The organism is Micromonospora sp. RP3T, assembly GCF_003027925.1.
Lineage (GTDB): Bacteria > Actinomycetota > Actinomycetes > Mycobacteriales > Micromonosporaceae > Micromonospora.
In genome coordinates this window covers 57,996-84,055 of sequence record NZ_PYPS01000016.1, presented here as the reverse complement: position 1 = coordinate 84,055, position 26,060 = coordinate 57,996, and the positions used below count along the sequence as shown (strand labels likewise).

31 protein-coding genes are annotated in these 26,060 nt (G+C 68.4%); all 31 read right to left on the bottom strand.

Annotated elements, in window-relative coordinates; genetic code table 11:
• Positions 1 to 9: 9 nt before the first annotated feature.
• The 31 genes from C8054_RS15220 to C8054_RS15070 all read right to left on the bottom strand — a co-directional run bounded on the left by C8054_RS15220 (position 10) and on the right by C8054_RS15070 (position 26,040).
• Positions 10 to 663: an adenylate kinase gene (locus C8054_RS15220; protein WP_107157449.1), complete on the bottom strand. Its 654-nt coding sequence runs from the start codon at positions 661 to 663 to the stop codon at positions 10 to 12.
• Entirely contained in the window at positions 664 to 1,992 is a 1,329-nt protein-coding gene (gene secY, locus C8054_RS15215) for a preprotein translocase subunit SecY (protein ID WP_107157448.1), read from the bottom strand. It lies immediately after the preceding gene.
• Between the two features lie 236 nt (positions 1,993 to 2,228).
• On the bottom strand, positions 2,229 to 2,672 hold the full coding sequence (rplO, locus tag C8054_RS15210; protein ID WP_018784561.1) for a 50S ribosomal protein L15: 444 nt from the start codon (positions 2,670 to 2,672) through the stop codon (positions 2,229 to 2,231).
• Positions 2,672 to 2,854 (bottom strand): 50S ribosomal protein L30, encoded by a 183-nt coding sequence (gene rpmD, locus C8054_RS15205; protein ID WP_107157447.1) that lies wholly within the window; start codon positions 2,852 to 2,854, stop codon positions 2,672 to 2,674. The genes rplO and rpmD overlap by 1 nt, the downstream gene beginning before the upstream one ends.
• A complete protein-coding gene (gene rpsE, locus C8054_RS15200) occupies positions 2,854 to 3,468 on the bottom strand; it encodes a 30S ribosomal protein S5 (protein WP_013288621.1) in 615 nt (204 codons plus the stop codon). The genes rpmD and rpsE overlap by 1 nt, the downstream gene beginning before the upstream one ends.
• Positions 3,469 to 3,501: 33 nt before the next feature.
• Positions 3,502 to 3,891 (bottom strand): 50S ribosomal protein L18, encoded by a 390-nt coding sequence (rplR, locus tag C8054_RS15195; RefSeq protein WP_107157446.1) that lies wholly within the window; start codon positions 3,889 to 3,891, stop codon positions 3,502 to 3,504.
• Positions 3,888 to 4,430 carry a 50S ribosomal protein L6 gene (gene rplF / locus C8054_RS15190; protein ID WP_107157445.1) on the bottom strand — a complete coding sequence of 181 codons (543 nt, stop codon included), beginning with the start codon at positions 4,428 to 4,430 and terminating at the stop codon, positions 3,888 to 3,890. The genes rplR and rplF overlap by 4 nt, the downstream gene beginning before the upstream one ends.
• A 16-nt stretch (positions 4,431 to 4,446) precedes the next feature.
• Positions 4,447 to 4,854: a 30S ribosomal protein S8 gene (gene rpsH, locus C8054_RS15185; RefSeq protein ID WP_107157444.1), complete on the bottom strand. Its 408-nt coding sequence runs from the start codon at positions 4,852 to 4,854 to the stop codon at positions 4,447 to 4,449.
• Positions 4,855 to 4,952: 98 nt separating this feature from the next.
• Positions 4,953 to 5,138 carry a type Z 30S ribosomal protein S14 gene (locus tag C8054_RS15180; RefSeq protein WP_007073023.1) on the bottom strand — a complete coding sequence of 62 codons (186 nt, stop codon included), beginning with the start codon at positions 5,136 to 5,138 and terminating at the stop codon, positions 4,953 to 4,955.
• Between the two features lies 1 nt (position 5,139).
• Entirely contained in the window at positions 5,140 to 5,709 is a 570-nt protein-coding gene (gene rplE / locus C8054_RS15175) for a 50S ribosomal protein L5 (RefSeq protein WP_107157443.1), read from the bottom strand.
• Positions 5,709 to 6,029, bottom strand: coding sequence for a 50S ribosomal protein L24 (gene rplX, locus C8054_RS15170; RefSeq protein WP_018217055.1), 321 nt, complete (start codon positions 6,027 to 6,029; stop codon positions 5,709 to 5,711). The genes rplE and rplX overlap by 1 nt, the downstream gene beginning before the upstream one ends.
• Entirely contained in the window at positions 6,026 to 6,394 is a 369-nt protein-coding gene (gene rplN, locus C8054_RS15165) for a 50S ribosomal protein L14 (protein ID WP_007465279.1), read from the bottom strand. The genes rplX and rplN overlap by 4 nt, the downstream gene beginning before the upstream one ends.
• A 97-nt stretch (positions 6,395 to 6,491) precedes the next feature.
• Complete coding sequence (gene rpsQ, locus C8054_RS15160; RefSeq protein WP_091570077.1) at positions 6,492 to 6,773, bottom strand: 30S ribosomal protein S17; 282 nt, start codon at positions 6,771 to 6,773, stop codon at positions 6,492 to 6,494.
• Complete coding sequence (gene rpmC, locus C8054_RS15155) at positions 6,770 to 7,006, bottom strand: 50S ribosomal protein L29 (protein ID WP_107157442.1); 237 nt, start codon at positions 7,004 to 7,006, stop codon at positions 6,770 to 6,772. Before rpmC ends, rpsQ begins: the two co-directional genes overlap by 4 nt.
• Complete coding sequence (gene rplP / locus C8054_RS15150) at positions 7,006 to 7,431, bottom strand: 50S ribosomal protein L16 (RefSeq protein WP_007465292.1); 426 nt, start codon at positions 7,429 to 7,431, stop codon at positions 7,006 to 7,008. The genes rpmC and rplP overlap by 1 nt, the downstream gene beginning before the upstream one ends.
• 3 nt (positions 7,432 to 7,434) lie before the next feature.
• Positions 7,435 to 8,316, bottom strand: coding sequence for a 30S ribosomal protein S3 (gene rpsC, locus C8054_RS15145; RefSeq protein ID WP_107157441.1), 882 nt, complete (start codon positions 8,314 to 8,316; stop codon positions 7,435 to 7,437).
• Positions 8,316 to 8,771, bottom strand: coding sequence for a 50S ribosomal protein L22 (gene rplV / locus C8054_RS15140; protein ID WP_107157440.1), 456 nt, complete (start codon positions 8,769 to 8,771; stop codon positions 8,316 to 8,318). The genes rpsC and rplV overlap by 1 nt, the downstream gene beginning before the upstream one ends.
• Positions 8,772 to 8,811: 40 nt before the next feature.
• On the bottom strand, positions 8,812 to 9,093 hold the full coding sequence (rpsS, locus tag C8054_RS15135; protein WP_007073032.1) for a 30S ribosomal protein S19: 282 nt from the start codon (positions 9,091 to 9,093) through the stop codon (positions 8,812 to 8,814).
• A gap of 12 nt (positions 9,094 to 9,105) precedes the next feature.
• Complete coding sequence (gene rplB / locus C8054_RS15130; RefSeq protein WP_091065788.1) at positions 9,106 to 9,945, bottom strand: 50S ribosomal protein L2; 840 nt, start codon at positions 9,943 to 9,945, stop codon at positions 9,106 to 9,108.
• A 12-nt stretch (positions 9,946 to 9,957) separates the two neighbouring features.
• Positions 9,958 to 10,260: a 50S ribosomal protein L23 gene (gene rplW, locus C8054_RS15125; RefSeq protein WP_107157439.1), complete on the bottom strand. Its 303-nt coding sequence runs from the start codon at positions 10,258 to 10,260 to the stop codon at positions 9,958 to 9,960.
• The gene (gene rplD / locus C8054_RS15120) at positions 10,257 to 10,922 is read right to left on the bottom strand and encodes a 50S ribosomal protein L4 (RefSeq protein WP_107157438.1); all 666 of its coding nucleotides are present in this window, start codon (positions 10,920 to 10,922) and stop codon (positions 10,257 to 10,259) included. Before rplD ends, rplW begins: the two co-directional genes overlap by 4 nt.
• Positions 10,919 to 11,584 (bottom strand): 50S ribosomal protein L3, encoded by a 666-nt coding sequence (rplC, locus tag C8054_RS15115; RefSeq protein ID WP_107157437.1) that lies wholly within the window; start codon positions 11,582 to 11,584, stop codon positions 10,919 to 10,921. Before rplC ends, rplD begins: the two co-directional genes overlap by 4 nt.
• 11 nt (positions 11,585 to 11,595) lie before the next feature.
• Positions 11,596 to 11,904: a 30S ribosomal protein S10 gene (gene rpsJ, locus C8054_RS15110; protein ID WP_007073037.1), complete on the bottom strand. Its 309-nt coding sequence runs from the start codon at positions 11,902 to 11,904 to the stop codon at positions 11,596 to 11,598.
• Between the two features lie 355 nt (positions 11,905 to 12,259).
• Positions 12,260 to 13,453, bottom strand: coding sequence for an elongation factor Tu (gene tuf / locus C8054_RS15105; RefSeq protein WP_089155259.1), 1,194 nt, complete (start codon positions 13,451 to 13,453; stop codon positions 12,260 to 12,262).
• Positions 13,454 to 13,677: 224 nt separating this feature from the next.
• Positions 13,678 to 15,774, bottom strand: a complete 2,097-nt coding sequence (gene fusA, locus C8054_RS15100; protein WP_107157436.1) for an elongation factor G — start codon at positions 15,772 to 15,774, stop codon at positions 13,678 to 13,680.
• 78 nt (positions 15,775 to 15,852) lie between these two features.
• Positions 15,853 to 16,323, bottom strand: a complete 471-nt coding sequence (rpsG, locus tag C8054_RS15095; RefSeq protein ID WP_077938296.1) for a 30S ribosomal protein S7 — start codon at positions 16,321 to 16,323, stop codon at positions 15,853 to 15,855.
• Position 16,324: 1 nt separating this feature from the next.
• Positions 16,325 to 16,699, bottom strand: coding sequence for a 30S ribosomal protein S12 (rpsL, locus tag C8054_RS15090; protein WP_007465318.1), 375 nt, complete (start codon positions 16,697 to 16,699; stop codon positions 16,325 to 16,327).
• 489 nt (positions 16,700 to 17,188) lie between these two features.
• The gene (locus C8054_RS15085; RefSeq protein WP_107157495.1) at positions 17,189 to 17,560 is read right to left on the bottom strand and encodes a hypothetical protein; all 372 of its coding nucleotides are present in this window, start codon (positions 17,558 to 17,560) and stop codon (positions 17,189 to 17,191) included.
• A gap of 621 nt (positions 17,561 to 18,181) precedes the next feature.
• Positions 18,182 to 18,550: a hypothetical protein gene (locus C8054_RS15080; protein WP_107157435.1), complete on the bottom strand. Its 369-nt coding sequence runs from the start codon at positions 18,548 to 18,550 to the stop codon at positions 18,182 to 18,184.
• A gap of 90 nt (positions 18,551 to 18,640) precedes the next feature.
• The gene (locus C8054_RS15075) at positions 18,641 to 22,528 is read right to left on the bottom strand and encodes a DNA-directed RNA polymerase subunit beta' (RefSeq protein WP_107157434.1); all 3,888 of its coding nucleotides are present in this window, start codon (positions 22,526 to 22,528) and stop codon (positions 18,641 to 18,643) included.
• An 80-nt stretch (positions 22,529 to 22,608) separates the two neighbouring features.
• A complete protein-coding gene (locus tag C8054_RS15070) occupies positions 22,609 to 26,040 on the bottom strand; it encodes a DNA-directed RNA polymerase subunit beta (RefSeq protein WP_107157433.1) in 3,432 nt (1,143 codons plus the stop codon).
• Positions 26,041 to 26,060 lie beyond the last annotated feature (20 nt).

The following is a 26,060-nucleotide window of genomic DNA, read 5'->3' as shown; positions in this document are numbered from 1 at the left end:
GGTGGGAGGTCAGCCGCCGTACGACCGCAGGGCGTCGATGGCGCGGACCGTGACGTCCTCCACCGGCCCCGTCGCGTCGATGCCCACCAGCTTGCCCTGGGCGCCGTAGTAGTCGACCAGCGGCGCGGTCTTCTCGGAGTATTCCCGCAGCCGCGCCGCGATCGTCTCCGGCTTGTCGTCGTCGCGCTGGAACAGCTCCGCGCCGCACCTGTCGCAGATGTCGTCCCGGGTGGTCGCGTCGAACTCGACGTGCCAGATCTTGCCGCAGCCCCGGCAGGTGCGCCGGCCGGAGAGCCGCCGGATCACCTCGTCGTCGTCGACCACCAACTCCAGCACCAGGTCCAGCATGGAGCCCAGGTCGGCGAGGAGCTTGTCCAGCTCGGCGGCCTGCGGCGTGGTGCGCGGGAAGCCGTCGAGCAGGAAACCCTCGCCGGCGTCCGGCTCGGCGAGCCGGTCCCGGACCATGTTGATGGTGACGTCGTCCGGGACCAGCTTGCCGGCGTCCATGTACCGCTTCGCCTCGACGCCCAGCGGGGTGCCCTGGGTGACGTTGGCCCGGAAGATGTCACCGGTCGAGATCTTCGGCACCGAGAGGTGCGCGGCGATGAACTCCGCCTGTGTGCCCTTGCCCGCGCCCGGCGGGCCAACCAGAACGAGTCGCATCTACCGCAGGAACCCTTCGTAGTTCCGCTGCATGAGTTGGCTCTCGATCTGCTTCACGGTCTCCAGACCGACGCCGACCATGATGAGCACAGCGGTGCCGCCGAACGGGAAGTTCTGGAACTGCTGGTTGTCCAGCCAGATGAAGAAGAAGTTCGGCAGGATCGCGACGACCCCGAGGTAGAGCGCGCCCGGCAGGGTGATCCGGCTGAGGATGAAGTCGAGGTACTCGGCGGTCGGCTTGCCGGGACGGATGCCCGGCACGAAGCCGCCGTACTTCTTCATGTTGTCCGCGACCTCGGTCGGGTTGAACGTGATCGACACGTAGAAGTACGTGAAGAAGATGATCAGCAGGAAGTAGATCGCGATGTGCTCCGGCGCGCTCGCCTTCACGATGTGGTTCTGGATCCAGGCCTGGACCTTGCCCGGGTCGTTCTGGTCGAAGAACTGGAGCGCGAGCGTCGGCAGGTAGAGCAGCGACGAGGCGAAGATGACCGGGATGACGCCGGCCTGGTTCACCTTGAGCGGGATGTAGGTCGAGGTGCCGCCGTACATCCGCCGGCCGATCATGCGCTTCGCGTACTGCACCGGGATCCGGCGCTGGGCCTGCTCGATGAACGTGACCGCGGTGATGACCAGCAGCACCAGGGCGATGACGAGGAGGAACATCCCCCAGCCCTTGGTGGTCTTGATCTTCCAGCCCTCGCTGGGGAGCCGGGCCGCGATCGAGGTGAAGATCAGCACCGACATGCCGTTGCCGACGCCCCGGTCGGTGATCAGCTCGCCGAGCCACATCACCACGCCGGTGCCGGCGGTCATCGTCATGACCAGGATGACCAGGGTCAGCCAGTCCGGGATGCCGGTGCCCTTGGGCACGATCGGGAACTGGTCGCACTGGTTGTTGAACAGCTGCCCGGAGCGGGCCAGCGCCACGAACGCCGAGGACTGGAGGATGCCCAGGCCCAGCGTCAGGTAGCGGGTGTACTGGGTGATCTTCGCCTGACCGGCCTGGCCCTCCTTGCGGAGCTGCTCCAGGCGCGGGATCACCACCGTCAGCAGCTGCAGGATGATCGACGCGGTGATGTAGGGCATGATGCCCAGCGCGAAGACCGAGAGCTGGAGCAGCGCCCCGCCGGAGAAGAGGTCCAGCAGGTTCAGCGGGCTCGTGCCGCCGCCCTGGATGGTGTCGAGGCACTTCTGCACGTTGCCGTACGAGACGCCCGGGCTGGGCAGCGTGGCGCCCAACCGGTAGACCGCGATGATGCCTACTGTGAACAGCAGCTTCTTGCGCAGGTCAGGCGTACGGAACGCACTGAGAAAGGCGGACAGCAACTTCTTCCTCCTGCGCGACGCGGGCCGCCGGTGACGATCCCTGGCGGGGCGGGGTGGGTGCCGGGCGGAGTGCCCGGTATCCATGGCTGGCAACGGACTCTAACAGCCCGATCCCGGTCCGGGCAGATGTGCCCGGCTACATAAAACGAATCCGATGTTACCCGGCGCACACGCGACCGGTAGACCATGACGCCCGCCCAGTCGCGAACAACTGAGCGGGCGCCACGAAAATGCCCTTAGAGCTCGGTGACCGAGCCGCCGGCCGCGGTGATCTTCTCCTTGGCCGACGCGCTGAACGCGTGCGCCGACACCTGGAGGGACACACCGCCGAGGTCGCCGGTGCCGAGCACCTTGACCGGGTGACCCTTGCGGACCGCGCCGGCCTCGACCAGCTCGACCGGGCCGACCTGGCCGCCGTTCGGGAAGAGCTCCGCCAGCCGGTCCAGGTTGACCACCTGGAACACGACCTTGAACTTGTTCTTGAAGCCCTTCATCTTCGGCAGGCGCATGTGGATGGGCATCTGCCCACCCTCGAACGCCGGCGAGATGTTCTTCCGGGCCTTCGAACCCTTGGTACCGCGTCCAGCGGTCTTGCCCTTGGAACCCTCACCGCGACCCACACGGGTCTTGTCGGTCTTGGCTCCCGGGGCGGGACGCAGGTGGTGCACCTTGATCGTCATTACTCGACCTCCTCGACCTTCACGAGGTGGCTGACCGTGAAGATCATGCCGCGGATCTCCGGCCGGTCCTCCTTGACCACCACGTCGTTGATCCGCTTGAGCCCGAGCGAACGCAGCGAGTCACGCTGGTTCTGCTTGCGCCCGATCTCGGACCGGACCTGGGTGACCTTCAGACGTGCCATCAGGACGCCACCCCCGCACGCGACGCCAGCATGGCGGCCGGCGCGACGTCCTCCACCGGCAGGCCACGACGCGCCGCGACCTGCTCGGGGGACTCGAGCCCCTTCAGGGCCGCCACGGTGGCGTGCACGATGTTGATCGGGTTGGACGAGCCGAGGCTCTTGGAGAGCACGTCGTGGATGCCCGCGCACTCCAGCACGGCACGCACCGGACCACCGGCGATGACACCCGTACCGGCGGAGGCCGGCTTGAGCAGCACCACACCGGCGGCGTCCTCGCCCGTGACCGGGTGCGGGATCGACTGACCGATCCGCGGCACCTTGAAGAAGTGCTTCTTGGCCTCCTCGACGCCCTTGGCGATCGCCGCGGGCACCTCCTTGGCCTTTCCGTAGCCCACGCCGACGGTGCCGTCGCCGTCGCCCACGATCACGAGGGCGGTGAAGCTGAAGCGACGACCACCCTTCACGACCTTGGCGACGCGGTTGATCGCGACGACCCGCTCGAGGTGCGGGGTCTTCTCGACGGGCGCGTTTCCGCGGCCGCCCTCACGGCGGTTGTCGCGGCGACCACCCTCGTTGCCACCGGACCCGCCGCCACGGCGCTGTTGACCTGGCATCAGCAGCCTTCCTTCTCTCTCGTGACGGGGTTTCTAGAACTCGAGCCCGGCTTCGCGGGCGGCCTTGGCAAGCGCGGCGACCCGCCCCGCGTACCGGTTGCCACCGCGGTCGAAGACGACCTTCGAGACGCCGGCGGCCTTGGCCCGCTCGGCGAGCAGCGCGCCGACCTTGCCGGCCAGGGCGCTCTTGTCGCCCTCGGCGCCGCGCAGCGAGGCGTCCATGGTCGACGCGGACGCCAGGGTGTGACCCTTGGTGTCGTCGACGACCTGGGCGACCATGTGCCGCAGGGAACGGGTGACGACGAGGCGAGGACGCTCGGCGGTGCCGCTGACGTTCTTGCGGACCCGGAAGTGCCGACGCGCACGCCCGACGGCACGCTTGGCGGCAACGCCGCGGCGGCGCTTGAGCAGCGTGGCGCTCACTTCTTACCTGCCTTTCCAGCCTTACGGCGGATGACCTCGCCCTGGTACTTCACGCCCTTGCCCTTGTAGGGCTCCGGCGGGCGGATCTTCCGGATGTTGGCGGCGACCTCGCCGACCTGCTGCTTGTCGATGCCGGCCACGTGGAACAACGTCGGCCGCTCGACCGTGAAGGTGATGCCGTCCGGCGCCTGCACCACGACCGGGTGCGAGAACCCGAGCGCGAACTCCAGGTCCTTGCCCTTGGCGGTCACCCGGTAACCGGTGCCGGCGATCTCCAGGCTCTTGCGGTAGCCCTCGGTCACCCCGACGATCATGTTGGCCACCAGCGTACGGCTCAGGCCGTGCAGCTCCTTGGCCTTGCGCTCGTCGTTGGGCCGGTTGACGTGCAGCTCGCCGCTCTCGTCCCGCTCCGCCGTGATCGGCTCGGCCAGCACGTGGCTCAGCTCGCCCTTGGGGCCCTTGACCTTGACGGTCTGGCCGTCGATCGTGATGTCGACGCCGGATGGCACCGGGATCGACTTACGTCCAATACGCGACATTTCTACCTGTCTCCCGTTACCAGACGAAGGCGAGGACTTCCCCGCCAACGCTCCGCTTGCGGGCCTGCCGGTCGGTGAGCAGCCCCTGGGACGTCGAAATGATCGCCACACCAAGCCCGCCGAGCACCCGCGGGAGCCCCTCCGACTTGGCGTACACCCGGAGACCGGGCTTGGACACGCGCTTGATGCCGGCCAGGCTCCGCTCGCGGTTCTGGCCGTACTTCAGCTCGACGACCAGTCGCTTGCCGACGGCACCCTCCTCGGGGTCCTCGACCGACCAGGTGGCGATGTAACCCTCAGCCTTGAGGACCTCGGCGATGTTCGCCTTGATCTTCGAGTAGGGCATCGTCACCCGGTCGTGGTACGCCTGGTTGGCGTTACGCAGACGCGTGAGCATGTCTGCGATCGGGTCGGTCATCGTCATGAAAACTCGTCAACCTTTCTCGCCGGGGTTCCCCGGGCCGGGCCCGGGGCCTACGGCGAAGAGACAGTTCAGCTGACGCGCCGGAGCGCGCCGGGCTATTACCAGGAAGCCTTGGACACGCCGGGCAGCTCACCGCGGTGGGCCATCTCCCGGATGCACACCCGGCAGAGACCGAACTTGCGGTAGACCGCCTTCGGACGCCCGCACCGCTGGCAGCGGGTGTACGCGCGAACCGAGAACTTCGGCTTCGCGGCCGCCTTGAGGATCAGCGCCTTCTTGGCCATCTCAGTTCTCCTTGAACGGGAAGCCCAGGAGCTTGAGCAGCGCCCGGCCCTCGTCGTCGGTCGTGGCGGTCGTGACCACCGTGATGTCCATGCCCCGCTGGCGATCGATCTTGTCCTGGTCGATCTCGTGGAACACCGACTGCTCGGTCAGACCGAACGTGTAGTTGCCGTGCCCGTCGAGCTTGCGCCCGTCCAGACCGCGGAAGTCACGGATACGCGGCAGCGCGATGGAGAGCAGCCGGTCCAGGAACTCCCACATCCGGTCGCCCCGGAGGGTGACCTTCGCGCCGATCGGCATGCCCTCGCGGAGCTTGAACTGCGCGATGGACTTGGTGGCCCGCCGGACCAGCGGCTTCTGGCCGGTGATGGTGGCCAGGTCGCGGACGGCACCGTCGATCAGCTTGGCGTCGCGAGCGGCCTCGCCGACACCCATGTTGACGACGATCTTGACCATCCGCGGCACCTGCATCGGGTTGCCGTAGCTGTACTGCTTCTGCAGCTCGGCCACGATCTCGTTGCGGTACCGCTCCTTGAGGCGCGGCTGGGTCTTGGTTTCGGTAGCCGTGGTCATCACAGGTCCTTACCGGTGCTACGCGCGATGCGGACCTTCTGGCCATTGTCGTCGATCCGGTAGCCGACGCGGGTCGGCTTGCCGTCGGAGTCCACGACCATCACGTTCGAGACGTGGATCGGGGCTTCCTGGGTGACGATGCCGCCGGTCTTGGCGCCACGCTGGGTGGTGCTGATGCGAGTGTGCTTCTTGACCCGGTTCACGCCCTCGACCAGGACCTTGTCCTGCCGCGGGTAGGCCGCGATGACCTTGCCCTTGGCACCCTTGTCCTTGCCGGCGATGACGACGACCGTGTCGCCCTTCTTGACCTTCACGGTCACAACACCTCCGGCGCGAGAGAGATGATCTTCATGAACCGCTTGTCCCGCAGCTCACGACCCACCGGGCCGAAGATACGGGTACCGCGCGGGTCCCCACCGTCCTTGATGATGACGGCGGCGTTCTCGTCGAAGCGGATGTACGACCCGTCCGGCCGCCGCCTCTCCTTGGCGGTCCGAACGACGACGGCCTTGACGACGTCGCCCTTCTTCACACCGGCACCGGGGATCGCGTCCTTGACCGTGGCCACGATGACGTCGCCGATGCTCGCGTAGCGCCGACCGGAGCCACCGAGAACCCGGATGCACAGGATCTCCCGGGCACCCGTGTTGTCAGCGACGCGCAGTCGCGACTCCTGCTGAATCACGTCTATCTCCTATGTCTGCCGGTTCTCCGGCCGCCGGGGGCGGCCGGAGCCTGGCGGAACCTGCGCCCGACCGATCCCGGCCGAGCTCGAGCCTTCGCTACTTGGCCTTCTCGAGGATTTCCACGAGCCGCCACCGCTTGGTGGCGGAGAGCGGCCGGGTCTCCATGATCAGGACCCGGTCGCCGATACCGGCCGAGTTCTGCTCGTCGTGCACCTTCAGCTTGCTGGTACGACGCATGATCTTGCCGTACAGCGCGTGCTTGACCCGGTCCTCGACCTCGACCACGACGGTCTTGTCCATCTTGTCGCTGACCACGAGGCCCTCGCGCACCTTACGGCGGGACCGCGCGGCGGCGGTGGTAGTGGTGTTCTCACTCATGATGCAGTCACCTCAGTCGGCGCGGCCGAGAGACCCAGCTCACGCTCACGCATGATCGTGTAGATCCGGGCGATCTCCCGACGGATGACCTGCAGCCGCCGGTTGTTGTCGAGCTGCCCGGTCGCGCCCTGCACGCGGAGGTTGAACAGCTCCGCCTTAGCCTCGCGCAGCTTCGTGACCAGCTCCTCGTCGGAGAGCTCACGCAGCTCGGAGGGCTTGACGCCGGCTGCCATCAGGATTCACCCACTTCGCGCGTAACAATGCGGCACTTCATCGGGAGCTTGTGGATCGCGCGACGCATCGCCTCTCGCGCGATCTGCTCGTTGGGGAAGGACATCTCGAAGAGAACCCGCCCCGGCTTGACGTTGGCGACCCACCACTCGGGCGAACCCTTACCGGAACCCATCCGGGTCTCGGCCGGCTTCTTGGTGAGGGCCTGGTCCGGGAAGATCGTGATCCAGACCTTGCCGCCACGCTTGATGTGGCGGGTCATCGCGATACGTGCCGACTCGATCTGACGGTTGGTCACGTACGCCGGCTCGAGAGCCTGGATCCCGAACTCGCCGAACACCACCCGGTTACCACCCTTGGACGCGCCACTGCGGTCCGGGTGGTGCGGCTTGCGGAAGCCCTTCGGGGGCTTGCGCGGCATCAGCATCTGTCAGCCCTCCTGCTGCTGTTCTGCCGGCTGGTTCGGAGCCGAGGCGGCGGCGGCGACAGCGCTGCTGTCGACCGGCTCGCCGGCCGGGGTCTCCGCCTGCTGCGCGATGGTGGTCGCGGCAGCGCGGCCGGCCTCGGTGCCGCCGGCGGTCGTACCCGACGAGCCCGACCGGCCACGACGCGGCCGGTCCGGCCGGTCGCCACGGTCACGGCGCGGGCCGCGCGACGGGGCCGCCTCGGCCGGGGCCTCGCGGCCCGGCACGGCGTCGCCCTTGTAGATCCAGACCTTCACGCCGATCCGGCCGAAGGTGGTACGGGCCTCGAAGAAGCCGTACTCGATGTTGGCCCGCAGCGTGTGCAGCGGGACACGACCCTCGCGGTAGAACTCGGTCCGGCTCATCTCGGCGCCGCCGAGACGGCCCGAGACCTGAACCCGGATGCCCTTGCAGGCCGGGTTCTTCATCGCGGACTGCATCGCCTTACGCATGGCCCGACGGAAGCTGACCCGGCTGGACAGCTGCTCGGCGACGCCCTGGGCGACCAGCTGCGCGTCCGACTCGGGGTTCTTCACCTCGATGATGTTCAGCTGGACCTGCTTGCCGGTGAGCTTCTCCAGCTCGCCGCGGATCCGGTCGGCCTCCGCACCCTTACGGCCGATGACGATGCCCGGCCGGGCGGTGTGGATGTCCACGCGGACCCGGTCCCGGGTGCGCTCGATGTCGACCTTGGAGATGCCGGCACGCTCGAGGCCCTTGGACATCATCCGGCGGATCTTGACGTCCTCGCCGATGTAGTCCTTGTAGAGCTTGTCCGCGAACCAGCGGGACTTCCAGTCGGTCGAGATGCCGAGCCGGAACCCAGTGGGGTGAACCTTCTGACCCATTACTCGGCACCCTCCGTCGTGCTCTGCGCCTGCGCCGGCTCGGCCTGCTTGGCCGGAGCGGCCTTCTTCGCCGACTTCTTCGGCGCGGCCGGCGCCACGGCCTCGACCGCCACCGTGATGTGGCAGGTCCGCTTGCGGATCCGGTACGCCCGGCCCTGCGCCCGCGGCCGGAACCGCTTCATCGTCGGGCCCTCGTCGACGAACGCCTCGCTGACGAGCAGCGCGTCGGGGTCCAGCCGCTCGTTGTTCTCCGCGTTGGCGATCGCGCTCGCGAGCACCTTGTACACCTGCTCGCTCGCAGCCTGCGGCGCGAACTGCAGCACCGTGAGCGCCTCCTTCGCGGGCAGGCCGCGGACGAGGTTGACCACCCGGCGCGCCTTCATCGGCGAGATGCGCACGTGCCGCGCAACCGCCCGCGCGCCCGGAAGCACCGGAGCGTCGCCCTTTCCTGGCATCGCTGTAACCCCTTGTTCCTCTATCCGTATGCCCGCGGCGTCAGCGCCGGCGGCTCTTCCGGTCGTCCTTCTCGTGACCCTTGAACGTGCGGGTCAGCGCGAACTCGCCGAGCTTGTGCCCGACCATGGCCTCGGTCACGAAGACCGGGACGTGCTTGCGTCCGTCGTGCACGGCGATCGTGTGTCCCAGCATCTCCGGGATGATCGTCGAGCGCCGCGACCAGGTCTTGATCACGTTCTTCGAGCCCTTGTCGTTCTGCGTCTCCACCTTCTTGAGCAGGTGGTCGTCGACGAACGGGCCCTTCTTCAGGCTGCGAGGCATGTCTTATCTCCCTCAGCCGCGCTTACGCGTGGCGTAGCGGCGGCGGACGATCAGCCGGTCGCTCGGCTGGCCCTTACGACGGGTACGGCCCTCGGGCTTACCCTGCGGGTTGACCGGGTGGCGACCACCGGAGGTCTTACCCTCACCACCACCGTGCGGGTGGTCGACCGGGTTCATGGCGACACCACGGACGGTCGGGCGCTTGCCCTTCCACCGCATCCGGCCGGCCTTGCCCCAGTTGATGTTCGACTGGTCGGCGTTGCCGATCTCGCCGACGCTGGCGCGGCAGCGCACGTCGACCCGCCGGATCTCACCGGACGGCATACGCAGGGTCGCGTACGCGCCCTCGCGGCCGAGCAGCTGGATGCCGACGCCGGCCGAGCGGGCCAGCTTGGCGCCGCCGCCCGGACGCAGCTCCACGTTGTGGATGGTGGTACCGACCGGGATGTTGCGCAGCGGCAGGTTGTTGCCCGGCTTGATGTCGGCGCCCGGGCCGGACTCGACGCGGTCGCCCTGCTTCAGGTCCTTCGGCGCGAGGATGTAGCGCTTCTCGCCGTCGGCGTAGTGCAGCAGCGCGATGCGCGCGGTGCGGTTCGGGTCGTACTCGATGTGGGCGACCTTCGCCGGCACGCCGTCCTTGTCGACCCGCTTGAAGTCGATCAGACGGTACTGGCGCTTGTGGCCGCCACCGTGGTGCCGCGTGGTGATCCGGCCGTGGGCGTTACGCCCGCCCTTCTTCGGCAGCGGAGCCAGCAGCGACTTCTCCGGCGTGGACCGGGTGATCTCGGCGAAGTCGGCGACGCTGGAGCCTCGCCGGCCCGGCGTCGTCGGCTTGTACTTACGGATAGCCATTGTCTACACCCCTCAGCTGACCGGGCCGCCGAAGGCCTCGATACGGTCACCGTCAGCCAGCTTCACGATCGCCCGCTTGGTGTCCTTGCGCTTGCCGAACCCGGTCTTGGTCCGCTTGCGCTTACCCTGGCGGTTGAGCGTGTTGACCGTCAGGACGCGGACGTTGAAGATCTGCTGGATAGCGATCTTGATCTCGGTCTTGTTCGCGTCCGGGTGCACCAGGAAGGTGTACCAGTTCCGGTTCAGCTCGCTGTAGCTCTTCTCCGAGACGACCGGCGCGACGATGACGTCACGCGGATCGGCGATCGTGCTCACTTGCCATCCTCCTCGGTGGTCTCGGCGGGCACGCCCAGGAACTCGTCCAGGGCCTCCTTGGTGAAGACCACGTCGTCGGCCACCAGCACGTCGTACGTGTTGAGCTGGCCGGCCTCGATCAGGTGCACCCGGCTGTCCCGCGTGTTGCGCAGGTTCCGCAGCGACACCCAGTTCAGCTCGTCGGTGCTGCTCAGCACGACCAGGACCCGGCGGGCGGCGGTCAGCTTGGTCAGCGTGGCCAGGGCCGCCTTGGTCGACGGCTTCTCGCCCGAGACGAACGCCTCGACGACGTGCACCTGGCCGGCGCGGGCCCGGTCGGAGAGGGCGCCACGCAGGGCGGCGGCCTTCATCTTCTTCGGGGTGCGCTGGCTGTAGTCACGCGGCGTCGGGCCGTGGACCACGCCACCACCGGCGAACTGCGGCGCGCGGGTCGAGCCCTGACGGGCCCGGCCGGTGCCCTTCTGCTTGTAAGGCTTCCGGCCACCGCCGGAGACCTCACCGCGGGTCTTGGTCTTGTGCGTGCCCTGCCGGGCCGCGGCGAGCTGAGCCACCACGACCTGGTGCATCAGCGCGACGTTCGCCTGGACGTCGAAGATGTCGGCCGGCAGCTCGACGGAGCCGCTCTTGCCGCCTTCGACGTTGAGGACGTCAACGGTGGTCACTTGGCCACACCGCCCTTCTTCACCTTCGCCTTGGCCGCGGTGCGGACCAGGACGAGCGCGCCCTTCGGGCCCGGGATGGCGCCACGGACGAGCAGGAGGTTGTTCTCGGTGTCGACCGCCTGGACGGTCAGGTTCTGGACGGTGTAGCGCACGCCACCCATCCGGCCCGCCATCCGGGTGCCCTTGAAGACGCGACCCGGGGTGGCGCAGGCGCCGATCGAGCCGGGCGAGCGGTGCTTGCGCTCGACACCGTGGCTGGCGCGCAGACCGTGGAAGCCGTGCCGCTTCATCGGGCCGGCGTAGCCCTTGCCCTTGGTCTTGCCGGTCACGTCGATCACGGCGCCGACCGGGAACTCCTCGACCGTGACCTCCTGGCCCGGCGCGTAGTCCGCGGCGTCGGAGGTGCGCAGCTCGACGATGTGCCGGCGCGGCGCGACGTCCGCCTTGGCGTAGTGCCCGGCGACCGGCTTCTTGACCTTGCGCGGGTCGATGGCCCCGTAGGCGAGCTGAACGGCGGTGTAGCCGTCCTTGTCGGCGCTACGAACCTGGCTCACGACGCACGGGCCGGCCTCGACCACGGTCACGGGGACGACCTTGTTGTTGTCCCAGACCTGGGTCATGCCGAGCTTGGCGCCCAGGATCCCCTTGACTTGCCTGTCCATTTGATCGATCCCTACAGCTTGATCTCGATGTCGACGCCAGCCGGCAGGTCGAGGCGCATGAGCGAGTCGACCGTCTTCGGGGTCGGGTCGATGATGTCGATCAGACGCTTGTGCGTGCGCATCTCGAAGTGCTCGCGCGAGTCCTTGTACTTGTGCGGCGAGCGGATGACGCAGAAACGGTTGATCTCCGTGGGCAGCGGCACCGGGCCAGCAACCTGCGCCCCGGTACGCGTCACCGTCTCGACGATCTTCCGAGCCGAGGAGTCGACGACCTCGTGGTCATAGGCCTTGAGCCGGATGCGGATCTTCTGTCCCGCCATGGTGGCTTCTGTTCCTTCTCTCGATGCCGCTGTGTCGCGGGCACCTGTACCGGCTGGTACAGGCCCACTTCCGCCGACCCCCGCGGTCGGGCGTGTCGCGCCCGTGGACCAGGCTCCGCCCCGAGGCTCCGGAGCGATTCTCTGACCGCGCGGTGGGTCATGGCGCCGATCGCGCTGAACGCGACCTGGACGCCGCGCGAGGGTGGTTGACCGCCGATGGCGATCAACCACCCCACGCGAAACGATCTGACTCCCGGAGGTCCAGCCTCAACCGGACGCAGGTGACCGACCGTCGTTACGCAACCTGACTAGTATGCCGCACGACCGGCGGCGACGCTAATCGGGGTTACCCAGCTCACTTGACGATCTTGGTGACGCGACCCGCGCCAACCGTACGACCACCCTCGCGGATCGCGAACTTGAGGTTGTCCTCCATCGCGATGGGCTGGATGAGCTTCACGGACATCGTGGTGTTGTCGCCCGGCATGACCATCTCGGTGCCCTCGGGCAGCGTGACGACGCCGGTGACGTCCGTGGTGCGGAAGTAGAACTGCGGACGGTAGTTCTGGAAGAACGGGGTGTGCCGGCCGCCCTCCTCCTTGGAGAGGATGTAGACCGTCGCCTCGAACTCCGTGTGCGGGGTGTTGCTGCCCGGCTTGATGACCACCATGCCGCGCTCGACGTCCTCGCGCTTGGTGCCACGCAGCAGCAGACCGACGTTCTCGCCTGCGCGGGCGTCGTCCAGGGTCTTCCGGAACATCTCGATCGCGGTGACCTTGGTCTTGAAGCCCTTCTCGCGGATGCCGACGACCTCGACGTCCTCGTTCGGGAGCAGCACGCCACGCTCGACACGACCGGTGACGACGGTGCCACGACCGGTGATCGTGAACACGTCCTCGACGGGCATGAGGAACGGCTTCTCGGTCTCGCGCTCCGGCTGCGGGATCGCGGTGTCGACCGCGCTCATCAGCTCGAGGAGCTTCTCGGTCCAGACCGGGTCGCCCTCGAGCGCCTTCAGCGCGGAGACCTGGACGACCGGCAGGTCGTCACCCGGGTACTCCTGCGCCGACAGCAGCTCGCGGACCTCGAGCTCGACGAGCTCCAGGAGCTCCTCGTCGTCGACCATGTCGCTCTTGTTGAGCGCCACGACGATGTACGGCACACCGACCTGACGGGCCAGCAGCACGTGCTCGCGGGTCTGCGGCATCGGGCCGTCGGTCGCCGCCACCACCAGGATCGCGCCGTCCATCTGCGCGGCACCGGTGATCATGTTCTTGATGTAGTCGGCGTGACCGGGGCAGTCGACGTGCGCGTAGTGACGCGCCTCGGTCTGGTACTCGACGTGCGCGATCGAGATCGTGATGCCGCGGGCCTTCTCCTCCGGCGCCTTGTCGATCTCGTCGAACGGCGTGTACGGGTTCAGGTCCGGGTACTGGTCGTGCAGGACCTTCGTGATGGCCGCCGTCAGCGTCGTCTTACCGTGGTCGATGTGACCAATGGTGCCGATGTTGACGTGCGGCTTAGTCCGCTCGAACTTCGCCTTCGCCACTGGTGTCCTCCTGGTGGACTTTCTTGGTTCGTTCGCCCCGGTGCGCCGGTCGGCGCGTAGGACTCTGTCGACAGCCTTTCCGGCCTGACGGCCGGTTAGCCTTTGTGGGTTCTGCGGCGATGAAGCCTACAGGCCCGGATTCACACAACCCGACCGAGGTGGCCGCGGGCGGGAGATCCCTCCCGCGACCAACCCCGGATCACCGGGTCAGCTCGGGGTGAGCGTCACTCACCCGTCGCCTTGGCGATGATCTCCTTCGCCACGCTCTGCGGCACTTCGGCGTAGGAGTCGAACTGCATGCTGTAGCTAGCCCGGCCCTGGGTCTTCGACCGCAGGTCGCCGACGTAGCCGAACATCTCCGACAACGGCACCAGAGCCCGGACGACGCGAGCGCCGCTGCGCTCCTCCATCGCCTGGATGATGCCCCGCCGGGAGTTGAGGTCGCCGATGACGTCACCCATGTTCTCCTCCGGAGTGGTGACTTCAACGGCCATCATCGGCTCGAGCAGTGCGGGGTCGGCCTTGCGGGCCGCCTCCTTCATCACCATCGAACCGGCGATCTTGAACGCCATCTCGGACGAGTCGACCTCGTGGTACTGGCCGTCCAGCAGCGTCAGCTTGAGACCCACCAGCGGGAAGCCGGCGAGGATGCCGTACTGCATGGCGTCCTGGGCACCGGCGTCCACCGACGGGATGAACTCCCGCGGGATGCGGCCACCGGTGACGGCGTTCGCGAACTCGTAGGTCGGCGAGTCGTTGCCCATGGGCAGCGGCTCGAGGCTCACGATCACGCGGGCGTACTGGCCGGAACCACCGGTCTGCTTCTTGTGGGTGTACTCGACCTTGTCCACCTTGCGGCGGATGGTCTCGCGGTACGCCACCTGCGGCTTGCCGATGTTCGCCTCGACGTTGAACTCGCGGCGCATCCGGTCGACCAGGATGTCCAGGTGCAGCTCGCCCATGCCGGAGATGACCGTCTGACCGGTCTGGTCGTCCAGCTTGACGCGGAAGGTCGGGTCCTCCTCGGCCAGCCGCTGGATGGCGGTGCTGAGCTTCTCCTGGTCGGCCTTGGTCTTCGGCTCGATGGCCACCTCGATGACCGGCTCCGGGAACGTCATCGACTCGAGGATGACCGGGTTCGCCGGGTCACACAGGGTGTCACCGGTGGTGGTCTGCTTCAGGCCCTGGACCGCGATGATGTCGCCGGCCTTGGCGGAGCCGCGCTCCTCACGCTTGTTGGCGTGCATCTGGTAGATCTTGCCGATGCGCTCCTTGCGGTCCTTGGTGGAGTTGACCACCTGGGACCCGGACTCGACCACGCCGGAGTAGACCCGGACGTAGGTGAGCTTACCGAGGTGCTTGTCGGTCTGGATCTTGAACGCCAGGCCGGAGAACGGCTCGGAGGGGGACGGCTTCCGCAGCATCGGCGTCTCGCCGTCGGTGGCCGTACCCTCGATCGCCGGGACGTCCAGCGGCGACGGCAGGAAGTCGATGACGGCGTCGAGCATGGGCTGCACGCCCTTGTTCTTGAACGCCGAACCGCAGAGCACGGGGTTGGCCTTGCCGGCGATGGTGGCCCGGCGGATGGCGGCCTTGGTCTCCTCGGCGGAGATCTCCTCGCCCTCCAGGTACTTCTCCATCACCGAGTCGTCGACGTCGGCGAGGGTCTCCATCAGCTTCTCGCGCCACTCGGCCGCGGAGTCGGCCAGCTCGGCCGGGATCTCCTCGATCGCGTAGTCCTCACCCTTCTGGGTCTCCCCGCGCCAGGTGAGGGCGCGCATGCCGATCAGGTCGACGACGCCGATGTGGTCGCCCTCGAGGCCGATCGGGATCTGGAGGACCAGCGGGGTGGCGTTGAGCCGGTCGATCATCATCTGCACGCAGCGGAAGAAGTCGGCGCCGGTCCGGTCGAGCTTGTTGACGAAGCACATGCGGGGGACGTTGTACTTGTCCGCCTGCCGCCAGACGTTCTCCGTCTGCGGCTCCACACCGGCCACGCCGTCGTACACCGCGACCGCACCGTCCAGAACCCGCAGCGACCGCTCCACCTCGACCGTGAAGTCGACGTGGCCGGGCGTGTCGATGATCTGGATCGTGTGGCCCTTCCACTCGCACTTCGTGGCGGCGGAAGTGATGGTGATACCGCGCTCCTGCTCCTGCTCCATCCAGTCCATGACGGCGGCGCCCTCGTGGACCTCACCGATCTTGTACGTGATGCCGGTGTAGAACAGGATCCGCTCGGTGGTAGTGGTCTTACCGGCATCGATGTGCGCCATGATGCCGATGTTGCGTACGTTGGCGAGCGCGTCTGCGGCGGCCACTTCAATCCCTACTTATCGTCGTCTCGACACAACTGGTGGTTGGTTCCGGCGCCCACCCGGGCGCCGGAACCACAGGTGTTACCAGCGGTAGTGCGCGAAGGCCTTGTTGGACTCGGCCATCTTGTGCGTGTCCTCACGCCGCTTGACGGCGGCGCCGAGGCCGTTGCTCGCGTCGAGCAGCTCGTTCATCAGCCGCTCGATCATGGTCTTCTCGCGCCGGGCCCGGGAGTAGGTCACCAGCCAGCGCAGACCGAGCGTGGTCGCGCGGGCCGGCCGGACCTCGACCGGAACCTGGTAGGTGGCGCCACCGACACGACGGCTGCGCACCTCGAGGGTCGGCTTCACGTTGTCCATCGCCCGCTTGAGCGTGACGACGGGGTCGGTGCCGGACTTCTCGCGGCAGCCCTCCAGGGCGGCGTACACGATGCGCTCGGCGAGCTGACGCTTGCCGCGCAGCAGGATCTTGTTCACCAGCTGGGTGACCAGCGGCGAGTTGTACACCGGGTCAGCGACCAGCGGCTTCCGCGGAGCGGGTCCCTTACGCGGCATGTCAGCTCTTCTCCTTCTTCGCGCCGTAGCGGCTGCGAGCCTGCTTGCGGTTGCGGACACCCTGGGTGTCCAGCGAGCCGCGAACGATCTTGTACCGCACGCCGGGGAGGTCCTTCACACGGCCGCCACGCACGAGCACGATCGAGTGCTCCTGCAGGTTGTGGCCGACGCCCGGGATGTAGGCGGTCACCTCGATCTGGCTGCTGAGCTTGACACGAGCGACCTTGCGCAGCGCCGAGTTCGGCTTCTTCGGGGTGGTGGTGTACACGCGGGTGCACACACCGCGCCGCTGGGGAGACCCCTTGAGCGCAGGGGTCTTGGTCTTGGTCGTCTTGGCCTGTCGGCCCTTTCGGACCAGCTGCTGAATGGTGGGCACCGGGTTTCTCCGCTCCCTTCGGCCGCTGCGAGGCGACCGCGCCGTCTGCTCTAGCCGGCCTGATGGACGGCTCTCCTACATTCCAGCCGGGGTCACCTGAGGCGGCCCCAGCACCCGCGGTCGGGCGTGTCGCCCGAGTCACGGTCCCGGTGCCGGCCGCTGACGCGTCGTACCGGAATTTGGTCTTTGGTGGTGCGACCACACGATCACCGACTGAGCGGCTCCAGCGCACGCACGCATTGCCCGGGCGAGCCCGGGCGCAAGGGGAAAGAGTACCTACCACAGCCGCGCCGGTCAAAACGGATCGACTCGGGAGGACTGCATCGCAGCCCCGAACGGTCGGTTCCGGATCACCGGCGCGCCCCCGACAGGCACCTACGACCACAAGTGTACCGGCTCGTCCGGCGCACGGCCGGGCGGCCCCGACACCCGGACGGGCGCCGAAGACCCGGACATACCTTCCTCAACCGGTCAGCGACGCGCCGACGATCACGTGATCTGCACCACCAGGGCGATCCCGAGCCCGACCACGCTCAGCAGGAGCCCCACCGCGCCGCAGCTCAGCCCCGCCACGGCCAGGCCGCCACCGGTGAACCGGACCGCCGGCGGCGGCGCCGGTCGCCGGATCTGCCGGCGGGCGAGCAGCCAGGCCACGATCGCCCCGACCCCGGCCAGCGCACCGAGCACCGTGAACGCGCCGGCCGCCCACGCGCCGCCGTAGTCCGGCCCGGCGATGCCGAAGCAGAGGACCAGCAGCGACACCAGGATCGAGGCGACGCCGGTGATCAGCGAGCCGATCGCCAGCCCGGAGGTGACCGGCGGCACGTCCAGGTGCACCACCCCGAACGGGGTGCCCGGCACCGCGTCGACCCGCTTCGGCGGCCGGGGCGCCTCGCGCGGGGGCGGCGGGAGCGCCGGCGCCCCCCACCCGCCGCCGTGGCCGGGCTCGTTCCCCGGGTACGCCCCGAACGCCGCTCCCGGAGCGCCGTACCCGTGCTGTCCCGGCTGGTACGCCGACCCGGGGCCGGCCGGTCCGGGCTGGTACGCCGACCCGAACGGGCCGGGCTGGTGTGCCGCCCCCGGCCCGGGCGACCCCGGATGGTGGGCCGGCGCGGACACCGGACCGTGCCCACCCGGCGGATACGGTCCCGCCGGCGGCCAGGGACCGGGCGGCGCGGAGTGCGGTGGGGCCGGGTCCGGCGTCCGGGCCGAGTCGAACGGCGGCGTGGACGGGTGCGACGGCGGGGCGGAACGCGGCGGCGGGGGGTCGGACGGCGCGGCCCACGGGCTGACCGGGTCGGGGCCCGGCGACGCGGCGGCGTCCGGCTCGGAACCGGGGCGGATCGGGTCGCCTCCCGGCGCGGCCGGTTCCGTCACGGGGTCCTCCTGTCACCTGACTCACCCGCCACGCGGCGGACACCGGCCAGGCTACCGTCGCGGGTCACCACCGGGTGGGCCGGCGCGGGCCGCTCCCCCGCCCGGTCAGTCGAAGTTCGGGGCGAAGTCGTGCCCGAACGACGCGTCGGCGTGCCGGACCACCCCGATCACCACCGCGGCCACCACCGCCACCGCGGTCAGCAGCAGGCCGATCCGGGCCAGCCGCTCACCGCGCCGCAGCCAGTCGGCACCGGTCAGGTAACCGCCCGACGCGTACGCCTCCCGGCGGGCCTGCCGGGCCAGCGTGAGCGCGATGGTCGACGGCACCACGCCGCCGACGAAGAAGCCGGTCAGCGCGCCGATCAGGCCGAGGGCGAAGACCGCACGGGCCTTCGTGGAGCGGACCGGATCCGGGTCGTGCGGATGGCGGTGCGCCTGCGGCGCGAGGGGCACCTGCCCGGGCACGGTCGTCATGCCTCCATCATGCCTCCGCTCCGGACGCGACCGGGCCCCGGACGCGACGAGGCCCCCGGCGGGTGCCGGGGGCCTCGTCGTCCGTGCGGGTTAGCGGTACGACCCGAAGTCGAAGTCGTCCAGCGGCACCGCCTGGCCGCTGGCCGGCCCGAAGCCGTAGTCGGTCTCCGGGTAGCCGGTCATCGAGTAGACCTTGGCCTTCGCCTCCTCGGTCGGCTCGACCCGGACGTTGCGGTACTTGCTGATGCCGGTACCGGCCGGGATGAGCTTACCGATGATCACGTTCTCCTTGAGGCCGATCAGCGAATCGCTGCGGGCGTGGATCGCCGCGTCCGTCAGCACCCGGGTGGTCTCCTGGAAGGAGGCCGCCGACAACCAGGAATCCGTGGCCAGCGAGGCCTTGGTGATACCCATCAGCACCGGGCGACCGGCGGCGGGCTCGCCACCCTCGCCGACGAGCCGGCGGTTCTCCGACTCGAACAGCGCCCGGTCGACGAGCACGCCCGGCAGGAACTCGGTCGAGCCGGAGTCGATGACCGTCACCCGCTTGAGCATCTGGCGGATGATGATCTCGATGTGCTTGTCGTGGATGAGCACACCCTGCGAGCGGTAGACCTCCTGGACCTCCTGGGTCAGGTGGACCTGGACCGCGCGCGGGCCGAGGATGCGCAGCAGCTCGTGCGGGTCGATGGTGCCCTCGGTGAGCTTCTCGCCGACCTCGACGTGGTCGCCGTCGTGCGCCCGGAGCCGGACCCGCTTCGAGATCTTGTCGTAGACGATCTCGTCGCTGCCGTCGTCCGGGATGACCACGATCTTGCGGGACCGCTCGCCGTCCTCGATCCGGATGCGGCCGGGGGTGTCGGCGATGGGCGCCTTACCCTTCGGCACCCGGGCCTCGAAGATCTCCTGGACACGGGGCAGACCCTGGGTGATGTCCTCACCCGCGACACCACCGGTGTGGAAGGTACGCATCGTCAGCTGCGTACCCGGCTCACCGATCGACTGGGCGGCGATGATGCCGACCGCCTCGCCGACGTCCACGGTCTTGCCGGTCGGCAGCGAGCGGCCGTAGCACGCACCGCAGACGCCCAGCTTCGACTCGCAGGTGAGCACGCTGCGCACCCGTACCGTCTCCACGCCGGCGGCGACGATCGCGTCGACGCCGATGGAGTTGATGTCCTGGCCGCGGTGGGCCACCACGGTGCCGTCCGGCCCCTTGATGTCGTCGGCCAGCGTCCGGGCGTGCACGCTGGTCTCGGCGTGCTCGTGCACGACCAGCTTGCCGTCGGCCCGCTCGCCGATCTGCATCGGGATGGCCCGGTCGGTGCCGCAGTCCTCCTCGCGGATGATGACGTCCTGCGAGACGTCCACCAGACGCCGGGTCAGGTAACCCGAGTCGGCGGTACGCAGGGCGGTGTCCGCGAGGCCCTTACGGGCACCGTGCGTGGAGATGAAGTACTCCAGCACGGACAGACCCTCCCGGTACGAGGCCTTGATCGGCCGCGGGATGATCTCGCCCTTCGGGTTGGCCACCAGACCACGGATCGCCGCGATCTGCCGGAGCTGGAGCAGGTTACCGCGGGCACCCGAGTTGATCATCTTCCACAGCGGGTTCTCCTGCGGCAGCGCGGTGTCCATCTCCTTGGCGACCTCGTTGGTCGCCTTGGTCCAGATCTCGATCAGCTCGCCGCGGCGCTCCTCGGCGGTCATCAGACCACGCTGGTACTGCTTGTCGATCCGGTCGGCTTCCTTCTCGTACCGCTCCAGGATCTCCCGCTTGCGCGGCGGAGCGATGACGTCCTCCATGCCGATGGTGACGCCGGACCAGGTGGCCCAGTGGAAACCGGCCTCCTTGAGCCCGTCCAGGGTGGCCGCCAGGGCCACCTTCGGGAAGCGCTCGGCGAGGTCGTTGACGATCGCGGAGAGCTGGCCCTTGCGGATCTCGTAGTTCACGAAGCGGTAGCCCGGGGGCAGCGTCTCGTTGAACAGGACCCGGCCCAGCGTGGTCTCCACCGTCACCGGCTCGCCCTCGACCCAGCCCTCGGGCGCGGTCCACGGCTCGGCGCCGGCGCCGTTGTCGACCCCGACCACGTCGTGCAGCCGGATCTTGACCGGGGTCTGCAGGTGCAGCTCGCCGTTGTCGTACGCCATCCGCGCCTCGGCGTCCGAGCTGAACGCCCGGCCCTCGCCCGTGCCGCCCGGGGTGAGGTGGGTGAGGTGGTAGAGGCCGATCACCATGTCCTGGGTGGGCATGGTGACGGGCTTGCCGTCGGCCGGCTTGAGGATGTTGTTCGACGACAGCATCAGGATCCGCGCCTCGGCCTGGGCCTCGGCGGACAGCGGCACGTGGACCGCCATCTGGTCACCGTCGAAGTCGGCGTTGAACGCGGTGCAGACCAGCGGGTGGATCTGGATGGCCTTGCCCTCGACCAGCTGCGGCTCGAAGGCCTGGATGCCCAGGCGGTGCAGGGTCGGCGCGCGGTTCAGCAGCACCGGGTGCTCGCCGATGACCTCTTCCAGCACGTCCCACACGACCGGCCGCTGCCGCTCGACCATCCGCTTGGCGGACTTGATGTTCTGCGCGTGGTTGAGGTCGACCAGCCGCTTCATCACGAACGGCTTGAACAGCTCCAGCGCCATCTGCTTGGGCAGGCCGCACTGGTGCAGCTTGAGCTTCGGGCCGACCACGATGACCGAACGGCCGGAGTAGTCGACGCGCTTGCCCAGCAGGTTCTGGCGGAACCGGCCCTGCTTGCCCTTGAGCATGTCGGAGAGCGACTTCAGCGGCCGGTTACCCGGGCCGGTGACCGGGCGACCACGACGGCCGTTGTCGAACAGCGCGTCGACGGCCTCCTGGAGCATCCGCTTCTCGTTGTTGACGATGATCTCGGGCGCGCCGAGGTCGATCAGTCGCTTGAGGCGGTTGTTCCGGTTGATCACCCGGCGGTACAGGTCGTTCAGGTCGGAGGTGGCGAAACGGCCACCGTCGAGCTGCACCATCGGGCGCAGGTCCGGCGGGATGACCGGGACGCAGTCCAGCACCATGCCGAGCGGGGAGTTGCGGGTGTTCTGGAACGCCGCGACGACCTTCAGCCGCTTGAGCGCCCGGATCTTCCGCTGGCCCTTGCCGGAGCGGATGGTCTCGCGGAGGTTCTCCGCCTCGGCGGTGAGGTCCATGTTCTGGACCAGCGCCTTGATGGCCTCGGCGCCCATGCTGCCGGTGAAGTACTCACCGAAGCGGTCGCGCAGCTCGCGGTAGAGCAGCTCGTCGGTGACGAGCTGCTTCGGCTCCAGCTTGCGGAAGGTGTCGAGGACCTCGTCGAGGCGGTCGATCTCGCGCTGGGCCCGGTCGCGGATCTGGCGCATCTCGCGCTCTCCGCCCTCCTTGACCTTGCGCCGGACGTCCGCCTTCGCGCCCTCGGCCTCCAGCTCGGCCAGGTCGGCCTCCAGCTTGGCGGCCCGCTTCTCGATCTCCGAGTCGCGGCTGTTCTCCGACTGCCGCTTCTCGGCCAGGATCTCGTTCTCGATGGTCGAGAGGTCGCGGTGACGCGACTCGGCGTCCACGCTCGTCACGACGTACGAGGCGAAGTAGATGATCTTCTCGAGGTCCTTCGGGGCGAGGTCCAGCAGGTAGCCCAGCCGGCTCGGCACGCCCTTGAAGTACCAGATGTGGGTCACCGGAGCGGCCAGCTCGATGTGACCCATCCGCTCCCGGCGAACCTTGGAGCGGGTCACCTCGACGCCGCAGCGCTCGCAGATGATGCCCTTGAAGCGGACCCGCTTGTACTTACCGCAGTAGCACTCCCAGTCCCGCTGCGGGCCGAAGATCTTCTCGCAGAAGAGCCCGTCCTTCTCCGGCTTGAGGGTGCGGTAGTTGATGGTCTCGGGCTTCTTGACCTCGCCGTGGGACCACTGACGGATGTCGTCGGCGGTGGCGAGACCGATGCGCAGCTCGTCGAAGAAGTTGACGTCGAGCACTGTGTCCCCTATGTCGTCGTCTGTACTGCTAGCTAACGGGCGGGATCGGGGGCCGGCGAGCCGGCCCCCGAATCACCGCCTCAGACCTCTTCGACCGAGCTCGGCTCGCGCCGGGACAGGTCGATGCCCAGCTCCTCCGCGGCCCGGAACACCTCGTCGTCGGTCTCGCGCATCTCCAGGGCCACACCGTCGCTGGAGAGCACCTCGACGTTGAGGCACAGCGACTGCAGCTCCTTGAGCAGCACCTTGAACGACTCCGGGATGCCCGGCTCGGGGATGTTCTCGCCCTTGACGATCGCCTCGTAGACCTTGACCCGGCCGAGGACGTCGTCGGACTTGATGGTCAGCAGCTCCTGCAGGGCGTAGGCGGCGCCGTACGCCTGCATGGCCCAGCACTCCATCTCACCGAAGCGCTGGCCACCGAACTGCGCCTTACCACCCAGCGGCTGCTGCGTGATCATCGAGTACGGGCCGGTCGACCGGGCGTGGATCTTGTCGTCGACCAGGTGGTTGAGCTTCAGGATGTAGACGTAGCCGACCGCGATCGGGTCGGGCAGCGGCTCGCCGGAACGACCGTCGAACAGCTGCGCCTTACCGGTGCGCCCGATGAGCTGGTTGCCGTCCCGGTTGGGCAGGGTCGACGCCAGCAGGCCGGAGATCTCCTCCTCGCGGGCACCGTCGAAGACCGGGGTGGCCACGTTGGTGTCCGGCTCGGACTCGTGCGCGTTGATCGACTTGAGCTGGCGCTTCCACTCCGCGTCGTCGCCGTCCACGCTCCAGCCGGTCTTGGCCACCCACCCGAGGTGGGTCTCCAGGACCTGGCCGATGTTCATCCGGGACGGCACACCGAGCGGGTTCAGCACGATGTCGACCGGGGTGCCGTCCTCCAGGAACGGCATGTCCTCGACCGGCAGGATCTTGGAGATGACGCCCTTGTTGCCGTGGCGGCCCGCGAGCTTGTCACCGTCCTGGATCTTGCGCTTCTGGGCCACGTAGACCCGCACCAGCTCGTTCACGCCCGGGGGCAGCTCGTCGCCGTCCTCGCGGGAGAAGGTACGCACACCGATGACCGTGCCGGTCTCGCCGTGCGGCACCTTCAGCGAGGTGTCCCGGACCTCGCGCGCCTTCTCACCGAAGATCGCGCGGAGCAGCCGCTCCTCCGGGGTCAGCTCGGTCTCGCCCTTCGGCGTGACCTTGCCGACCAGGATGTCGCCGGGGACGACCTCGGCGCCGATCCGGATGATGCCGCGCTCGTCGAGGTCGGCGAGCATCTCCTCGCTGACGTTCGGGATGTCGCGGGTGATCTCCTCCGGGCCGAGCTTGGTGTCCCGGGCGTCGACCTCGTGCTCCTCGATGTGGATCGAGGTGAGCACGTCCTGCTGCACGAGGCGCTGCGACAGGATGATCGCGTCCTCGTAGTTGTGGCCCTCCCAGCACATGAACGCCACGAGCAGGTTGCGCCCGAGCGCCATCTCGCCCTCGTCGGTGCACGGACCGTCGGCGACGACCTGACCGGCCTCGACGCGGTCGCCCTCGAAGACGACCGGCTTCTGGTTGACGCAGGAGCCGGCGTTGGAGCGGCGGAACTTGTGCAGCAGGTACGTCCGGCGGTGGCCGTCGTCCTGGTGCACGGTGATGTAGTCCGCGCACAGGTCCTCGACCACACCGCCGACCTCGGCGACGACCACGTCGCCGGCGTCCACGGCCGCGCGGTACTCCATGCCGGTGCCGACCAGCGGGGCCTCGGCCTTGACCAGCGGCACCGCCTGACGCTGCATGTTCGCGCCCATGAGCGCGCGGTTGGCGTCGTCGTGCTCCAGGAACGGGATCATCGCGGTGGCGACCGAGGTCATCTGCCGCGGCGAGACGTCCATGTAGTCGACGGCGCTGGGGACCACGTCCTCGGTCTCGCCACCCTTACGACGACACAGCACCCGGTCCTCGGCGAACGTGCCGTCCGCCCGCAGCGGGGCGTTGGCCTGCGCCTTGACGAACCGGTCCTCCTCGTCCGCGGTCAGGTAGTCGATCTGGTCGGTGACCCGACCGTCGATGACCTTCCGGTACGGCGTCTCGATGAAGCCGAACGGGTTGACCCGGGCGAACGTGGAGAGCGCGCCGATCAGGCCGATGTTCGGGCCTTCCGGCGTCTCGATCGGGCACATCCGACCGTAGTGGGACGGGTGCACGTCCCGGACCTCGAAGCCGGCCCGCTCCCGGGACAGACCACCCGGGCCGAGCGCGCTCAGCCGGCGCCGGTGGGTCAGACCCGCCAGCGGGTTGGTCTGGTCCATGAACTGGGACAGCTGCGACGTGCCGAAGAACTCCTTGATCGCCGCCACCACCGGGCGGATGTTGATCAGGGTCTGCGGCGTGATCGCCTCGACGTCCTGGGTGGTCATCCGCTCGCGGACGACCCGCTCCATCCGGGAGAGACCCACCCGGACCTGGTTCTGGATCAGCTCGCCCACGGTACGCAGGCGACGGTTGCCGAAGTGGTCGATGTCGTCGGCCTCGTAGCCCTCCTCACCGGCGTGCAGCCGGCAGAGGTACTCCACGGTGGCGACGATGTCGTCCTCGGTCAGCGTGCCGGTGTTCATCGGCACGTCGACTTCGAGCTTCTTGTTGAACTTGTAGCGCCCGACCTTGGCGACGTCGTACCGCTTCGGGTTGAAGAAGAGGTTGTCGAGCAGGGTCTGGGCGTTCTCACGGGTCGGCGGCTCGCCAGGGCGGAGCTTCCGGTAGATGTCGAGCAGCGCCTCGTCCTGGCCGGCGATGTGGTCCTTCTCGAGCGTGGTCATCATCAGCTCGGACCAGCCGAACTTCTCGCGGATGCGCTCCGCGGACCACCCGATGGCCTTGAGCAGGACGGTGACGGCCTGCCGACGCTTGCGGTCGATGCGTACGCCGACCGTGTCGCGCTTGTCGATGTCGAACTCCAGCCAGGCACCCCGGCTCGGGATGACCTTGACGCTGGAGAGGTCGCGGTCGGAGGTCTTGTCCGGCTGCTTGTCGAAGTAGACGCCCGGCGAGCGGACGAGCTGGCTGACCACGACGCGCTCGGTGCCGTTGATGATGAAGGTGCCCTTCGGCGTCATCATCGGGAAGTCACCCATGAACACCGTCTGGCTCTTGATCTCGCCGGTGGTGTTGTTGGTGAACTCCGCGGTCACGAACAGTGGCGCGCAGTAGGTCAGGTCCTTCTCCTTGCACTCCTCGATCGAGGCCTTGACCTCGTCGAAGCGCGGAGCGGAGAAGGAGAGCGACATGGTGCCGGAGAAGTCCTCAATGGGACTGATCTCGTCGAGGATCTCCGCGAGACCCGAGCGTGCGTGCGGGTCGTCCGCCGACCGGCCCTGCCAAGCCTCGTTGCCGACGAGCCAGTCGAAGGACTCGTTCTGAATGGCAAGGAGGTTGGGGACCTCGAGGTGTTCGGTGATCCGGCCGAATGAAACTCGGCGGGGTGCGAAAGCGCTCGACGTACGACTGGTCTTCGCAGGGCGGGAAGCTGCCAAGATGCGTCCTTCCGAGGACC

Bases quoted from the DNA above. Each gene is read 5' to 3' on its own strand.
- C8054_RS15220 (WP_107157449.1), bottom strand. From the start codon at position 663: ATGCGACTCGTTCTGGTTGGCCCGCCGGGCGCGGGCAAGGGCACACAG.
- rpsE (WP_013288621.1), bottom strand. From the start codon at position 3,468: ATGCCAGGTCAACAGCGCCGTGGCGGCGGGTCCGGTGGCAACGAGGGT.
- rpmD (WP_107157447.1), bottom strand. From the start codon at position 2,854: ATGGCACGTCTGAAGGTCACCCAGGTCCGGTCCGAGATCGGGCGCAAG.
- rpsH (WP_107157444.1), bottom strand. From the start codon at position 4,854: ATGACGATGACCGACCCGATCGCAGACATGCTCACGCGTCTGCGTAAC.
- rplC (WP_107157437.1), bottom strand. From the start codon at position 11,584: ATGGACAGGCAAGTCAAGGGGATCCTGGGCGCCAAGCTCGGCATGACC.
- rpsC (WP_107157441.1), bottom strand. From the start codon at position 8,316: ATGGGTCAGAAGGTTCACCCCACTGGGTTCCGGCTCGGCATCTCGACC.
- rplV (WP_107157440.1), bottom strand. From the start codon at position 8,771: ATGCCAGGAAAGGGCGACGCTCCGGTGCTTCCGGGCGCGCGGGCGGTT.
- rpsQ (WP_091570077.1), bottom strand. From the start codon at position 6,773: ATGAGTGAGAACACCACTACCACCGCCGCCGCGCGGTCCCGCCGTAAG.
- rpmC (WP_107157442.1), bottom strand. From the start codon at position 7,006: ATGGCAGCCGGCGTCAAGCCCTCCGAGCTGCGTGAGCTCTCCGACGAG.
- C8054_RS15080 (WP_107157435.1), bottom strand. From the start codon at position 18,550: ATGACGACCGTGCCCGGGCAGGTGCCCCTCGCGCCGCAGGCGCACCGC.
- rplF (WP_107157445.1), bottom strand. From the start codon at position 4,430: ATGTCGCGTATTGGACGTAAGTCGATCCCGGTGCCATCCGGCGTCGAC.
- rplB (WP_091065788.1), bottom strand. From the start codon at position 9,945: ATGGCTATCCGTAAGTACAAGCCGACGACGCCGGGCCGGCGAGGCTCC.
- rpsG (WP_077938296.1), bottom strand. From the start codon at position 16,323: ATGCCGCGTAAGGGACCCGCTCCGCGGAAGCCGCTGGTCGCTGACCCG.
- rpsS (WP_007073032.1), bottom strand. From the start codon at position 9,093: ATGCCTCGCAGCCTGAAGAAGGGCCCGTTCGTCGACGACCACCTGCTC.
- rplE (WP_107157443.1), bottom strand. From the start codon at position 5,709: ATGACCACGGCTACCGAAACCAAGACCCAGCCGCGCCTCAAGGAGCGG.
- rpsJ (WP_007073037.1), bottom strand. From the start codon at position 11,904: ATGGCGGGACAGAAGATCCGCATCCGGCTCAAGGCCTATGACCACGAG.
- C8054_RS15180 (WP_007073023.1), bottom strand. From the start codon at position 5,138: ATGGCCAAGAAGGCGCTGATCCTCAAGGCGGCCGCGAAGCCGAAGTTC.
- rplO (WP_018784561.1), bottom strand. From the start codon at position 2,672: ATGACGATCAAGGTGCACCACCTGCGTCCCGCCCCGGGAGCCAAGACC.
- rplP (WP_007465292.1), bottom strand. From the start codon at position 7,431: ATGCTGATGCCGCGCAAGCCCCCGAAGGGCTTCCGCAAGCCGCACCAC.